13 protein-coding genes and 1 other annotated feature are annotated in these 15,083 nt (G+C 39.3%); of the genes, 9 read left to right on the top strand and 4 right to left on the bottom strand.

Going from position 1 to position 15,083, the window contains the following annotated elements; genetic code table 11:
• The 3 genes from hisC to hisG are packed head-to-tail and all read right to left on the bottom strand — an operon-like array spanning window position 1 to window position 3,324.
• Window positions 1–1,113 carry a histidinol-phosphate transaminase gene (gene hisC, locus Q4489_RS12610; RefSeq protein WP_303480920.1) on the bottom strand — a complete coding sequence of 371 codons (1,113 nt, stop codon included), beginning with the start codon at window positions 1,111–1,113 and terminating at the stop codon, window positions 1–3.
• Window positions 1,110–2,417 (bottom strand): histidinol dehydrogenase, encoded by a 1,308-nt coding sequence (gene hisD / locus Q4489_RS12605; RefSeq protein ID WP_303480919.1) that lies wholly within the window; start codon window positions 2,415–2,417, stop codon window positions 1,110–1,112. Before hisD ends, hisC begins: the two co-directional genes overlap by 4 nt.
• Window positions 2,418–2,424: 7 nt before the next feature.
• On the bottom strand, window positions 2,425–3,324 hold the full coding sequence (gene hisG / locus Q4489_RS12600) for an ATP phosphoribosyltransferase (protein ID WP_303480917.1): 900 nt from the start codon (window positions 3,322–3,324) through the stop codon (window positions 2,425–2,427).
• Window positions 3,325–3,400: 76 nt separating this feature from the next.
• Window positions 3,401–3,532: a sequence feature (His leader region), on the bottom strand.
• Window positions 3,533–3,837: 305 nt separating this feature from the next.
• Here hisG and Q4489_RS12595 point away from each other — a divergent pair.
• The 8 genes from Q4489_RS12595 to fadD all read left to right on the top strand — a co-directional run bounded on the left by Q4489_RS12595 (window position 3,838) and on the right by fadD (window position 11,471).
• Entirely contained in the window at window positions 3,838–4,194 is a 357-nt protein-coding gene (locus Q4489_RS12595) for a hypothetical protein (RefSeq protein WP_303480916.1), read from the top strand.
• A gap of 210 nt (window positions 4,195–4,404) precedes the next feature.
• Window positions 4,405–6,333 (top strand): ATP-dependent DNA helicase, encoded by a 1,929-nt coding sequence (locus Q4489_RS12590; RefSeq protein ID WP_303480915.1) that lies wholly within the window; start codon window positions 4,405–4,407, stop codon window positions 6,331–6,333.
• Window positions 6,334–6,342: 9 nt separating this feature from the next.
• Window positions 6,343–7,041, top strand: coding sequence for a tRNA (adenosine(37)-N6)-threonylcarbamoyltransferase complex dimerization subunit type 1 TsaB (gene tsaB / locus Q4489_RS12585; protein ID WP_303480913.1), 699 nt, complete (start codon window positions 6,343–6,345; stop codon window positions 7,039–7,041).
• Window positions 7,042–7,151: 110 nt separating this feature from the next.
• Window positions 7,152–7,448 (top strand): hypothetical protein, encoded by a 297-nt coding sequence (locus tag Q4489_RS12580; RefSeq protein WP_303480911.1) that lies wholly within the window; start codon window positions 7,152–7,154, stop codon window positions 7,446–7,448.
• Between the two features lie 17 nt (window positions 7,449–7,465).
• Complete coding sequence (locus tag Q4489_RS12575; RefSeq protein ID WP_303480909.1) at window positions 7,466–8,149, top strand: M50 family metallopeptidase; 684 nt, start codon at window positions 7,466–7,468, stop codon at window positions 8,147–8,149.
• Window positions 8,150–8,161: 12 nt separating this feature from the next.
• Complete coding sequence (locus Q4489_RS12570; protein WP_303480907.1) at window positions 8,162–8,746, top strand: Slp family lipoprotein; 585 nt, start codon at window positions 8,162–8,164, stop codon at window positions 8,744–8,746.
• A 14-nt stretch (window positions 8,747–8,760) separates the two neighbouring features.
• Window positions 8,761–9,612, top strand: coding sequence for an alpha/beta fold hydrolase (locus tag Q4489_RS12565; RefSeq protein WP_303480905.1), 852 nt, complete (start codon window positions 8,761–8,763; stop codon window positions 9,610–9,612).
• A 203-nt stretch (window positions 9,613–9,815) separates the two neighbouring features.
• Window positions 9,816–11,471, top strand: coding sequence for a long-chain-fatty-acid--CoA ligase FadD (gene fadD / locus Q4489_RS12560; RefSeq protein ID WP_303480903.1), 1,656 nt, complete (start codon window positions 9,816–9,818; stop codon window positions 11,469–11,471).
• A gap of 148 nt (window positions 11,472–11,619) precedes the next feature.
• Here fadD and Q4489_RS12555 read toward each other — a convergent pair whose 3' ends face one another.
• Window positions 11,620–12,357, bottom strand: coding sequence for a YciK family oxidoreductase (locus tag Q4489_RS12555; RefSeq protein WP_303480901.1), 738 nt, complete (start codon window positions 12,355–12,357; stop codon window positions 11,620–11,622).
• A gap of 244 nt (window positions 12,358–12,601) precedes the next feature.
• Between Q4489_RS12555 and Q4489_RS12550 the strand changes: the two genes are divergently transcribed.
• Complete coding sequence (locus Q4489_RS12550) at window positions 12,602–15,004, top strand: VolA/Pla-1 family phospholipase (RefSeq protein WP_303480899.1); 2,403 nt, start codon at window positions 12,602–12,604, stop codon at window positions 15,002–15,004.
• Window positions 15,005–15,083: the final 79 nt, after the last annotated feature.

Raw genomic sequence — 15,083 nt, 5'->3', positions numbered from 1 at the left:
TTACTCTACTACTTCGTTAAATGCTTGTGATGGGGTAAATGTTGCTAGGGTTTGTTTTAACACCGTTAACTCGCGCTCACTCCCTATGCTAATTCGCAAGCAATGCGCAAGTTGCATTTGCTTTGATTGGTCACGAATTAAAATGCCTTGTTCTGCCAATATCGTAAATATACTGTTTTTTGTTTTTTCATCCGTACAACGAAATAACACAAAATTTGCGTCAGAATTAAAAACTGCTTTACACCAAGTTTGCTCATTAAGCCAACTGGTTAGCGAGTTTCGCTGTATAATTGTTTCTTGTACTCGTACTTTTACTTGTTCCAATCCTTTGTTTGATAATACTTCTGATGCAATTTCAGCAATAGGAGCAGGGACAGGATATGGAGCAATGACTTTACTTAATAGTGTAATAATATCGGTATTTGCTAAAGTAAAACCACAACGTAGGCCAGCAAGAGCAAAAGCTTTAGACAATGTTCTTAGTACAACAACATGTGGGTATTTCGCCAATAGGTTTGCAGCTGTGTTTTGCGGAGAAAATTCAATATATGCTTCATCAACCACCACAATGGCTGTGTCTGCAAATAGTTCGATGGTGCGAATGATATCGTCTTTATTCAACAAGTTGCCAGTTGGGTTGCCAGGTGAACAAAGAAATACAACGTTTACTTTACCTACTTGTTGTTCAAGCGCTGTAATATCTAATTGTTGTTCAACTAATGGTACTTTAACAATACCTGCGCCGTGATTTTCAGCGCTTATGGCATACATGCCGTAAGTTGGCGGACAAATAAGGATATTATCTTGATAGGCACGACAAAAAGTGCGAATAATTAATTCGATCCCTTCGTCAGCGCCACGGGTTGCTAAGATGTTTTCATTGTTAAGCCCACTATACTGACTATAGGCATCAATTAAATTATTTGGCTGGAAATCAGGGTAACGATTAATGCAATCACCATTGATTGAATAAATGCCAGGGCCTGAGGCTTCATTGGCATTTAACCAAATTTTTGAATTAAATTCACCGTTGCCTGCTTCTAAACGGCGAGCAGACTGGTATGGCACCATATCAACAATTTCTTGTCGTGCTAAGGCATTGATGTTTTTCATGCTGTTGTTTCCTCAAGCCTAATTGTGACTGCTCGTTTGTGAGCGTCTAGTCCTTCAGCGTCTGTTAGCTCTTTGATGCAGTCTGCAATATTTGCCAAGCCTTCCCGTGTAAGCTGTTGTACGGTAAAGCGTCGGGAAAAATCAGCTAACGACAAACTTGATACTACTTTAGAGTAACCATAAGTAGGTAAGACGTGGTTTGTACCACTAGCATAGTCCCCAGCTGATTCTGGTGTGTATGCACCAACAAATATTGAACCTGCATTACGCAATGAGCTAAGTAACTGCTCAGCGTTGTCAGTTTGTATGATCAAATGTTCAGGTCCATACAGATTCGACACTTCACATGCTTGAGCTAAGTTTTCGGTTAATATTAACCGGCTTTGTTTTAATGCCTCTAATGCAATGGCTTTACGTGATAGCACCGATACCTGTTTCGTCAGCTCATGATTTACTTGTTCTATCAGTACTTTGCTGTCTGATAATAAAATGACCTGACTATCAGGGCCGTGCTCTGCTTGAGATAATAAATCAGCGGCAACAAAAGCAGGGTTTGCATGCTCATCGGCAATCACTAATACTTCTGAGGGGCCAGCTGGCATATCAATAGCAAATCCGAATACATGTTGTGACAGTTGGGTTTTTGCTTCAGTAACGTATTTGTTTCCTGGTCCAAATATTTTATTAACTGGTGCGATTGAATCAGTACCATAGGCAAGTGCTGCACATGCTTGTGCGCCACCAACAGCATAAATTTCATCTATTCCACATAACTTGGCAGCGGCTAACACTTCAGGAGCAATATTGCCTTGTTTGTCAGGTGGGCTAACAAGCACTTTTCGATGACAACCAGCAAGCTGTGCTGGAACACCAAGCATGAGAGCCGTAGAAGGGAGTGGAGCACTTCCAGCTGGAATATATAGCCCAACGCTTTCTATTGCCTCCGTTTTTAACGTACACACTACACCTGGTGTTGTCTCCACGGTAATATCTGTAGGTTGTTGTGCTTGGTGAAACCGTTTGATTTGCTGATATGCTGTTTCAATAGCGGCTAAACGCGATTCACTTAATGATGCGATTGCTTGGTTAATTTGTTCATCGTTCACGCGTAAATTAGTTAAGGTAACGCCATCAAATCGCTGACAAAAATTGTAAAGCGCCTCGTCACCTTTCGCCTTTACTTCGTTAATAATATTGGCCACTTGAGTCGCAAGTAAATCACTTTCAGCAAGTGCTGGACGCATGAGAGCGGTTCGCTTTTCTTGCTTATTTAATGATGACCAATTAATAATGCGAATAGACATGATGTTACTACCCCATCATTTTTTCAATTGGCATGACTAAGATCGAGTCACAGCCGAGGTCTTTTAACCCTTCCATTGTTTCCCAGAAGAAGGTTTCTGTCGCTACTACATGCACAGCGACTAAATCGTCACGGCCCGCTAACGGTAGAATAGTTGGTGTTTCTTTTCCTGGCATTAATGCACTGACTTGATTAATTTTATCTTTAGGCGCGTGTAACATAATGTATTTGCTTTCTTTCGCTTTCATTACACCTTGAATACGAGGTAATAACGTATCTAAGATACTTTGCTTATTTGCAGCTAAAGGTGTTGCTGTTTGAATTAATGATGCTTTTGAGCGGAAAATTTCTTCAACTTCTTTTAAACCATTAGCTTCTAATGTTGCGCCGGTAGACACTAAATCGCAGATACCGTCGGCTAAACCAACTCTTGGTGCTACTTCTACTGAGCCTTTAAGTAAACAAAATTCAATATTAATACCTTGTGCATCAGCATAACGTTGCAACAATTGTGGGTAAGTGGTGGCAAATCGTTTGCCGTTAAGACTTTCAACACCTTGATAATTGAACTCTTCAGGCATGGCTATTGAAAGTCTACAGCCACCAAAGTTTAACTGTGAAGTTTTTATGTACTTTGATTTGGCACCTAAACGTTCGCGTTCTAATGCTGTTTCCTCAAGGGTATTATCACCAACAATACCCAGATCACAAACACCGTCCATGACTAATCCAGGAATATCTGAGCTACGTACGCGCATAATATCGATAGGCATATTGGCGACATGTGCAAGTAAGCGACGATCAGAAACGTTAATTTTTAATCCGCAACGTTTTAATAATGCTTGTGTGTCATCACTTAAGCGACCAGATTTTTGCATCGCAATGCGTAAGCGAGTATCAGTTGTCATTGTTTTATTCCTAATTTATTAATGTGTAAATTTAAAAGCCTAATTACCCTGTATATACAATTCGTTTGCCTTAAAAACGACAAAACCCCCGAAAGAGTTGGACTCTTTCGGGGGTTTTGGTAATGACTTTTACTTTATTCCGCTGAAAGGTCCAATAGCCCTTCAGCGAATAAACCTGAGTGGCTAATTCGTATGATGGTGATGATGAATTGCGTTCAGGTTTAAGTACATTTATTTCGTTCTCTTTTCTCATGGTATGTATAGCTTGAGGTAATTATTGTTACCTGTGCCACTACACAATCTAGTATTAAGTCGTTAATTGCTTTTTACATTACGGGTAAAATGAAATATGCGCAAGTAATAAATGTGAAAGTTTTATGAATAAATGGTCTAAATGTGTAAACTTTAATCTATCAAAGCCGATACAGAAGTTAATGGTATAGGCAATCTATGGTAATAGGTGTAAAGTGAAATCAGTTATCTAAACAAGGTGGCTGTCTATAAAGGTGAATAATGGATATTTTTACAACAGCGTTAACTAAGGTAAGGCCAACGCCGATTAAACCAGACAAACTACGCGTTAAGTCACTATCCAAGCAAGCGGCAACAAAAGCGCTATCTGATGATGTTGATCACGTGGAAGATCATCATTTATATTTTGTTAAAGACTCTCAATCTGACCAAAAATCCGCACATTCAAATGTTCAAGCGCCTGAGGCGGATCAAGAACAAACACCACCCCAATATGTCGTTGATGAAGTGGTAGAACCTGAAATTTTGCACAAACAAGATGTGTTACACCCTAAACCTTCACAAGATAAAAACGACAAAGACGATGATGAAAAACCCCATCTAGACATCTACGTTTAACACAGTTTTTCTCGATTTTTACATACTTTGATAATTCATTATGTATGCCTTTTTCGACCGGTAATAAACAAAGATCGTAGGTTATTAAAGGTTGGCCATTAAGGTTTACCTACGTTAATTCCATATTGAGATAATATTTCCATCAATGGTAACTTCCAATTCTACGTTGGCGCTTTATAATGGGCGAAAATTTCTTCTGCCTAGTACCCTATGACACCTGTAGAACAAGCATTTTCAACTTCTGGCGTATTAGCGAAAGTGCTTAATGGCTATTCGCCGCGCCAAGCGCAAATTGATATGGCAATCGAAGTTGAACTTGCGATAGAAAATCAATCAAGCTTAGTGGCGGAAGCTGGAACAGGTACAGGTAAAACATTTGCTTATTTATTACCGGCGTTACTTTCTGAAAAAAAAGTGATTGTTTCAACCGGTACTAAAAACCTCCAAGAGCAGTTGTTTCACAAAGATATTCCATTATTGCGGAAGGCAATGGCAACTAAAGCACAAATGGCTTTACTTAAAGGTCGAGCAAATTATTTGTGTTTATACCGTTTAGCGTTATATCAGCAAGAGAGAGGGCAATTAGATGCTCAATCATTAGCTGATTTTGTTAAAGTTCAATCGTGGAGTACGGCAACTCACACAGGAGACATTGGCGAATTAGTTGATGTTGCGGAAGATTCGCAAATATTTCCTTTTGTCACCAGTACCGTTGATAATTGTTTAGCGAAAGATTGCCCTAATATTGATGACTGTTATTTAGTTAAAGCGCGTAAAAAAGCAATTGATGCCGATGTTGTGGTGGTTAATCACCATTTATTTTTTGCTGATATGGCATTAAAAGACACGGGTTTTGGCGAGCTTATCCCTAAAGCAGATGTAGTGGTATTCGATGAAGCGCATCAAATACCTGATATTGCCAGTGAATACTTTGGTGATGCTTTTTCTACTCGTCAAATATTAGAGTTGTGTTCAGATGTATTACAGCTTTACCGCACTGAACTGACCGATGTAAAGCAACTCGGTAAAGCAGCAGAAAAATTACAAAAAACGGCAATGGAATTTCGCTTGCTATTTCCTCATGATCCAGGAAGAGGAAACTGGCGAGAAAAAATACAACTGCCTCGTATTCATCGTAGCTTTGAAAACATTAAGACCGATCTCGATTTTTTATATCAGGTGTTAAAGTTATGTATTTCACGTAGCGAAGCTATTGATAATTGTTTTGAACGAGCGGTAGCAACCTTATCAAAATACGATATTATGGCGAATGTTGAACAATTTGGCATGAGTTTTTGGTATGAAACTACACGTCGACATGTCGTGCTTCACTTAACCCCTTTAAGTGTTGCCGATAAATTTAGCGATTATATTACACAATCGAATGCCGGTTGGATTTTTACCTCTGCGACTATTGCTGTTAATGGTGGTTTTGAACACTTTACTGAACAATTAGGTATATCTAGTGCCAATACATTATTGGTTGATAGCCCATTTGACTACTTGCATCAATCGCAATTAATCGTACCGCGTTATTTACCTGATGCACAAAACCCAGCTAGGGCTAATGCACTGGCAGAGATTGCTATCCCGCTAATTGAAGCGAGTAAAGGCGCGTGCTTTATGCTCTTTACTAGTTATCGGATGCTGAACCTAGTGGCTGATTTATTAGCTGAACGCATCGATAATTCGTTATTAGTACAAGGGCAAATGAGTAAACGCAAAATGCTCGATGAATTTATTGAAAATGAAAGTGCTGTGTTATTAGCTACTGCTAGCTTTTGGGAAGGCGTTGATGTGCGTGGTGATAAACTTACTTGTGTGATCATTGATAAATTACCTTTTGCATCACCAGACGATCCTATGTTGCAAGCACGAAGCGAAGATGCACGTAGACAAGGAGGCGACCCTTTTCAAGATATTCAATTACCACAAGCCGTAATTGCTTTAAAACAAGGGGTAGGGCGGTTAATTCGTGATGTATCCGATCAAGGCATCATGGTAATATGTGACGATAGATTAGTGAACCGTCCTTATGGACAGGTTTTTTTAAGCAGTTTGCCAGATATGAAACGCAGCCGTGATACTTACGCTGCTGAACAATTCTTGGCTAATCTGCACCAAGTTAACAACCAGTAGTAAAATGTTATGTTAAATTTGATCGCAATAGATACTTCAACAGAAGGGTGTTCAGTCGCATTATCGTGGCAAGGTCAGCTCATTGAGCAATTTGAATTATGTCCACAATCTCACAGTACCATTTTGTTACCGATGATTGATGCAGCATTGAAACAAGCAGGTTGCTCATTACAGCAGTTAGATGGTTTGGTGTTTGGTCAAGGGCCCGGTAGCTTTACTGGTGTAAGAATAGGTATTGGCGTAGCTCAAGGCTTAGCGTTTTCTGCAGAATTGCCCGTTGTAGGCGTTTCAACTTTACAAGCTATGGCCCAGCAAGCGCTTGAACAATACAAACAAACTGAAGTTATCGCCGCAATCGACGCTAGAATGTCAGAAATATACTTATCTGCATACCGTGCAGATGAACAAGGTATTATGCAACCGATTGTTGATGAAACCGTTATTTCGCCAGATAAAGCTGCAGAATATTTAACTGAAGAATTAAGTCAACCCTTTGCCGTTGGCACAGGTTGGCAAACTTATCAGGAAATTTTAGCACCGCTAGCAGGTAATGCAGAGAGCATAGACATATTATTCCCTAATGCCGCAGCAATGTTGACCCTAGCTACGAAGCAATTTCAGGCGGGTAATGCGGTAGCCGCAGAACAGGCACAGCCGGTTTATGTGCGTGATACGGTTTCTTGGAAAAAACTTCCAGGTAGAGAATAGATTTGGCGAATAGCTGAAAATTTGTTACCTTTATACTTATGTTAGTAAATAGTTCGACAGCATACACGCCGCAGGTTAACCAGAACGTTAGTATTGAAAGCCCAAACAGGGTGAATAAAGAAAGCGAACAGTTAATTGTTCGTGAACAGCAGCAAAAGTCTGCAGAGCGTGAAAATAATAACGCACAACAACAACGGTTTGATGTTGATGAGCAATCGATCGCGTTAGTTGAACAAGAACAACAGCGTTTGTCGGCGCAAGATGAACCTACTACTTCTAATGAGCAGGCACAATATGATCAACCTTCGCAACGTCATCAAGTTGCAGTATCTGCCTACCAAGCGATCAATAATCATCAACAACAAGAGACTATTTCACAGTCTTTTGGTGTTGACTTATACGCTTAATCTAAAGAGCTACTTTATTGGTCCACGATAAACATTCTTTGCCCAACGTAAGCTTTTTTCAACGTTACCAACTTATATTCGTTTTTTTGATCGCTTTTTTTGTCGTTGAAATTCCTTTTATTTCTATTCCTTTAAAATGGTTTGAAAGTTATTTCCATGAACTCAGTCATGGCTTAGCTGCTCTTATTACTGGCGGTAGTATTGTTAGTATTCAATTAAACTTAGATGGCTCTGGCTTGTGTACCACGCAAGGTGGCAGTCGATTATTGATTAGTTTTATGGGGTATGCTGGTGCAAGTTTATTTGGTTTTGGTTTAGTCAAAGTGTCAACGATGCACCAAACACTAATGAAAGTTTTTATTGGTGTTTTATCCGTTGTCATTGCGATTAGCTTATTGCTTTGGGCTAAAAATTTATTAACGGTAGTGATTATTCTGTTTTTATGGATTTTTGTCACTTTAAAATTGTTTTATTTTAAAAAGGTTTATTTACCTTTTTTATTTCAACTCACTGGTGCTACAGTGGTACTTAATAGCATAAAGAGCCCATTATACTTATTTGACGGTCGTTCATTAGGTGATGGAGCTGCTTTAGCGCAGCTTACTTTTATTCCAGAATTTATCTGGGTGGTGATTTGGTCTGTACTCGGTATGATGACCACTTATTTATTAATAAAATCACAAGTGTCTCAGCAGTATTAAAAGGAGAATATTATGACAACTCGAATTATCGCTTTAAGTTTATTAACTTGGTTAACAGCTGCTTGTGTTCACATACCTGAAAAGCTATCAGTGGCAGACGATGCGAGCTTAACCAATTTTGAGCAAGCTAAAAGTCAAGAAAATGCCTTAAAAGGTTCAGTAGCCAGATGGGGTGGAGTTATTGCAAAAGTGAATAATGAAGCTGATAGAACGGTGATAGAAGTGGTTCATTTTGATCTTAAAGGTTCAACGAGGCCAAAAGTAAAAGATGAAACGAAAGGACGATTTAAGGTTATTTATTCTGGCCTATTAGATCCGGTTATTTATAAAGAAGGTCGCAGTATCACTGCCATTGGTCGTATAGGTGATCTAACGGAAGGAAAAATAGGCGAACATAGTTATCAATACCCAACATTGGTGGCTGATTATGTACATTTATGGAAAGAAGTAAAGCAAGTTGATATCCGTGTAGAACATTATCCACACTGGTATACCCCTTCACTTTGGCACTACGCTAACCCTTATTATCACAGACCCATTTATCGTCGTGTAAACAGCCCGACAAAAACCAATGCTACAAAAACTAACAATAAGTAAATGAATTAACAGCGATGATCAGCGAGTATACCGCGAGCCCTCATGGCATGCACATAGCAGGGCTTACTTCTGGCCCTCATAGCGAGCGGCCGATATTGTGTTTACACGGTTGGTTAGATAATGCCGCAAGTTTTACCCCATTGATGCAATGTTTATCTAATCACTCTATCGTGGCAATTGATTGGCCAGGGCATGGCCATTCAGATCATAGAAGCAAAGATGCCCATTATCATTTTTTAGACTATGTTTACGATTTAGTGTTGTTATTTGAACAACAAAAATGGTCGACGTTGGATATCATCGGCCATTCCATGGGGGGAATGATCGCACAAGCTTTTGCTGCTGCGTTCCCAGAAAAAGTTGCCAGTCTAACGCTAATAGATGCGATAGGGTTTATAACTGATGAACCCGATAATACAGCTGAGCAGCTGAGGAAAGGATTACTCAGTAGGATTAAATCCACAGATAAAAGTAAACCGTTACATCCAACAATAGAGTCAGCAATAAAAGCGAGAATATCGGTATCAGATTTAAACGAGAAAGATGCCTCACTCATTGTAAATCGCGGTCTAAAAAAAGTTGAACATGGTTATACATGGCGAGCTGATAGCAAATTGAAAAACATTTCACCGTATCGCTTAACTGAACCTCAAGCAACGAGTATAGTGAACAATATTGATTGCCCTGTTCAGCTTATTAGCGGTGATAAGGGATTAGGCTTTGTTGCGCGCGCGATTGACATTTTTAAGCCATACTTTAAAACGTTAACGATTAATCAATTGAGTGGAGGGCATCATGTTCATATGGAATCGCCGGAAAAAACAGCAAAATTGGTTGACGAATTTATTCAAAAACCTATTAAATAGTAAAAACTGTTGTTCAAATATGATTTTTTGCCGAAAAGTTATAGACATTAGACCAGTATTACAGTAAAACTTGCTGATTCAAACAAGTGTTTAAATTCGCTGGTCCTTATCTCTTGTAAAAATAACATTAAAAAAGAGATCAATATAAAATTATTAATAGCAAAGACTAGTGTTAAAGTTGCGTGCAAGAGAGGAGATGCATAGTGCAAAAAGTATGGCTTGAAAAAAGTTATCCGCCCGGAGTGTCTCATGAAATAGATCCGGATAGATATAGCTCGTTAGTTGAGATGTTCGATAAATATGTTGGCATATACGCAAATCGTGCTGCATTTATCAACATGGGAGCGGAAATAACCTATGCTGAGTTAGAAGAACAAGCTAAAGCATTTGCCGCATATTGCCAACAAGATCTTGGTCTTAAAAAAGGCGATAGATTTGCTATTATGGTGCCTAATTGTTTGCAATATCCCGTAGCACTATTTGGCGCTCTACTTGCGGGGTTAACGGTAGTTAACGTTAACCCATTATATACTGCTCGAGAACTTGAACATCAACTAAATGATTCAGGTGCAAAAGGCATGTTAATCATTGAAAACTTTGCTCATACTCTTGAGCAAGTCATTGATAATACCAATGTGCAACATATAGTGATGACATCGTTAGGGGATCGTTTAGGCTTCATTAAAGGTGCTATTGTTAATGCGGTCGTTAAGTATGTGAAGAAAATGGTCCCTGCCTTTAAGTTAAAAGGCACGATTCGTTTTAATACTGTGTTATCAAAAGGAAAAACGCTTCCTTATACACCCGTATTGTTGAAAGGTGACGACTTAGCATTCTTACAATATACAGGTGGCACAACAGGCCTTTCTAAAGGTGCAATGTTAACGCATCGAAATATGGTTGCGAATTTAGAACAAGCGAAAGCCGTTATTAAACCTCAACTGGAAGAAGGTAAAGAATTAGTTGTTACAGCATTGCCGCTTTATCATATCTTTGCGCTTACCGCGAACTGCTTAACGTTTTTAACGCTTGGTGGTACAAACTTACTGATCACAAACCCTAGAGACATGCCTGGGTTTGTTAAAGAGTTACAAAAGTATCAATTTACCGCCATTACTGGGGTTAATACGTTATTCAATGGGTTACTTAACACGCCAGGCTTTGCAGATTTAGACTTTAGCTATTTAAAAGTGTCACTGGGTGGCGGTATGGCGGTACAACGTCCGGTAGCTGAAAAGTGGGAAAAAGTCACTAAAACACGTTTATTAGAAGGCTATGGTTTAACGGAATGTGCACCATTGGTTACCCTTAGCCCCTACAATCAAGAACATTATAACGGCAGTATAGGCTTACCTGCGCCATCTACAGATATTAGAATTATTAAAGATGATGGTACAGAAGCAGATGTAGGCGAAGCTGGTGAATTGTGCGTTAAAGGCCCACAAGTAATGGCGGGTTATTATAATCGTCAAGACGCTACAGATGAAATTTTAAAAGATGGTTGGTTGGCAACTGGTGATATTGCAACGATGGATGAAAATGGCTTTTTTAGAATTGTTGATCGTAAAAAAGACATGATAATTGTTTCCGGTTTTAATGTTTTTCCAAATGAAATCGAAGAAGTTGCTGTTTCGCATGAAGGTATTTTAGAAGCCGCTGCTATTGGCATACCTCATGAAGTATGTGGTGAAGAAGTTAAGTTATTTGTCGTATTAAAAGATACTACGTTAACCAAAGAAGACATTATTAAACATTGTAAAAGTGAGTTAACCAACTACAAAGTACCTAAACATGTAGAAATAAGAGATGAGCTGCCAAAAACCAATGTAGGCAAAATTCTTCGAAGAGAATTACGTTAATTAGGGGCTGTTGAACTTTCCGTTTAGTTTGAACAAAATTTAATCTCTAAAGTTAAACAAGTTCTATTCTTTATGATTTAAAAATGCCGAGCAATGCTCGGCATTTTTGATTGCACGAAGCGTAGATATTTATTTAATAATCACACCCTTATTGCGCTTTAATAATTTGTCCAGTAGTTGATTGACTCTCATCAGCCATTAAATAAACATACAGGGGCATAATATCCTCGGGTGAAGCTAAAGTAGATTGATCTTCAGCGGGATACGCTGTTGCTCTCATGGGAGTAGCTGTAGCGCCAGGGTTAATTGCATTTACTCGTAAACCCGTTTCATCATACTCATCTGCAATAACTTGAGTTAACCCTTCAGTGGCAAATTTAGAAACACTATAAGCTCCCCAATAAGCTCGCCCTTTACTACCGACACTTGAAGTTGTGAATACTAATGATGCACTCTCTGCTTTTAATAAAGTAGGGATCAATGCTTGTGCTAATAAATGCTGTGCAGTGATATTAACTTGAACAATATCATCCCAAATTTGTTGATGAATATGTGTGTATGGGGTTAACTCACCTAACATCGAAGCATTAAGTAACGCACCATCTAACCGACCAAATTGCTGGGCTATAGTGTTAGACATATCAATATAATGTTGCTGAGTCGCCCCTTTTAAGTCTAAAGGAATGATTGCTGGTTCTGTGCCACCATTTGCCAGTATTTCATCGTAAACTTGCTCTAATTTGCTCACGGTTTTTCCTAACAGAATAACCGTTGCGCCTAGATTAGCGTATGTCAAAGCTGCTTGGCGTCCAATACCGCTGCCTGCACCGGTGACCAAAATAACTTTATTGATTAGGCAATTGTCTTTTATCGTGTAGTCGAACATGGTGATTATAAAATTTCGAAAATGAAAGGTTATTTTACTGATTGACAGTGCCTATGACGAGGAAAAGTTAAGCAAACAACCCTACTTTTGACAAAATATGCGGAATTTATGAAAAAAGCGCTAGCGAAAAGCCTTTTCATGAGTTAAGTTTAACTGGTCTAACTTGTTAAACTTGGCTGAGTCTTAATAATAAAAAACAAGTACTAATTACAATTATAAAAAGACTCGTCTATGGGGAGAAAAAATGAAAAAGCTAGTTCTGAGTCTCGCAATTGCAAGCACACTTGGCTTAGCTGCCTGTGATAGCGAAACTGTTAAAGATGTTAAAAAAGATGTAGCAAGCGAAACGCCTGCTGTTATTACGCCAGCACGTATCGTGTTTGATCCAGCCTCTGGTATTGAGGGGCTTTCTGTACCAAATGATTTGATTTTCTCAGGTTCGATAGATGGTACATTAGAAATTCCAGTAGAAGATCCTACAGACGGTTCTGATCCTTTTGTTGCTGCCAGCGCTTTAGATGGTTGGTCAACTGTTAATCCATTTGTGATCAATATTGATATGCCCGAGGGGCGCATGCTCGATGGCGACAGTGTTTTTAACCCGTCTTCAGTACGTGTTTTTGAAACAATTATGGGTGGAGATACAACTGATGCTGACTGCGCAGCTGTTGAGCGTGGCTTAGCTTGTAAAGTTGTTAAAGAATTAACCTATTTAGAAGATTTTGTTACGCAAAAATCAGGTAATTCGATCGCATTTGTGCCGTTAAAGCCTTTAAAAGGTAAAACTACCTATGTTTTTGCGTTAACAAATAGCTTACAAGACAGTGATGGTAATGCCATTGCAGGCTCTACAACTTATGAGCTGGCAAGACAAGATATCAATGAAAAACCATTAGGTAGTGAATCGCAACTTGTTCTACAAGGGGTGATTAACAGCTATGAAAAAGCGGTTGTTTCCGCTGGTGTCACTAGCGATGACATTATATACACCATGGCGATGACTACTCAGTCAACAACTGACGTACTATTTACCTTGAAAAGTTTAATGGCAAATAATTTACAGCAGGGCATATACCCGTCAATTGCTATGTCAGATACAGGCATGTCGGTTGCTGATGTATTAGCAGGGCAAATACCGCCACAAGCTGTACCATTATATTCTGCGGCTAATTACATGAAGGGTAGTATTACTTTACCGTACTATTCAGGAGTGCCATCAGCTGATAACCCAACAGCACCGGCAAATACTTGGTGGACAGCTTTATGTGATTCAGCGGCTATGTTAGCTGGCCTAGCTGCGCAAAATCCTGCGGCTATTCCTGCAGAGCCAATAAGCCCAACTGACGCACAATGTATGGCAATATCTCAGGCTAGCGGTTTGCCAGCTCCAGGTTTACGTGATTTAGGTATTGATACTGAGCGTAACCTAACGAAATATAACCCTGTACCAAAAGTGAATGCAATGATGCCACTGGAAGTACAAATGACAACGCCTGATTTAGCTTGGGTGAACCCTGTACGGGCTAGTATGGGAATGGATCCTATTACTGAACCTGCTGAAGGTTGGCCAGTTGTGATATTACAACACGGTATCACTACACAAAAAGAGGTAATGTTAAACCTCACGGGTATGTTAGCTGTTAACGGCTTAGCCACTGTTGCAATTGATTACCCTATACATGGTACTCGTGGGTTTAACCTTGATGGTGCACCGGGCGATGAAATTAACGCTACGACCGTCAGTGCGCTACATTATATGAACTTAGGTAGCATGTTAACGATGCGTGATAATACTCGTCAAAGTGCCATTGACCTACTGGGCGTTCGCTTAGGGCTGAACTTCTTTGGTGGTGTAGACAGTAATGGTAATGCGATAAACATTAACAGTAATGAAGTGCATTTTCTTGGGCATTCTCTTGGTGCTATTTACGGAATTAATGCGGTGACGTTAGCAAATACACCTTTAGCACCGACGTTTGATCCTTTGTTAAATATTACTTCAAATATTTTGGCGATGCCTGGTTTAATGTTAGCTAACTTTGGTATTGAATCACCAGCATTTGAAGGTTTAGCAAAATCAAACTTAGCGTATAGTGCATCGGAAGACTTTAAAAACTTCGTTGATATGAGTTTCCCTACTGGCTATACCCAAGAACAATTAACGGCAACCTATGAACAGTTTTATGCGGGCTTAACAGCTGCTCAACAAGCTGAGCTTGACGCCGTATTTGCGCAATTTACTTTAATAGCGCAAACAGTTACAGACTCAGGTGACCCGGTGAACTTTGTGCAACAGTTAGCAGCTACAGGTACGCCTACTTTATTATTTGAAATTGTCGGTAATGGTATGGATAACTTGCCCGATCAAGTGGTAACGAATACAGCACCGTTTACACCATTAGGCGGTACTGAACCTGCAATTGCATTACTAGGATTGCCAGGGGTTAATGAAACAACTCAAGGGTCAGGTGCTGTAAGGTTTCTATATGGACACCATGGTTCATTATTAGACCCAAGAGCTAATGCAGCATCACCAGATGAAGAAAAAAGTGCTGCTGTGATGACTGAAATGCAAAGGCAACTGATTAGCTTCATTTTAAGTAAAGGTCAAATGATTCAGGTTGAAAACACTGAACTTGTGAAATAATACTACCCTTTACATTATTCAAAAAAGCCTCAACGTATTGTGTTGGGGCTTTTTTTATTGAATATTATCCCCATTTACA

The sequence above is a fragment of the Thalassotalea sp. 1_MG-2023 genome, from assembly GCF_030546745.1.
Lineage (GTDB): Bacteria > Pseudomonadota > Gammaproteobacteria > Enterobacterales > Alteromonadaceae > Thalassotalea_C.
This window is presented reverse-complemented; position numbering and strand designations above follow the sequence as displayed.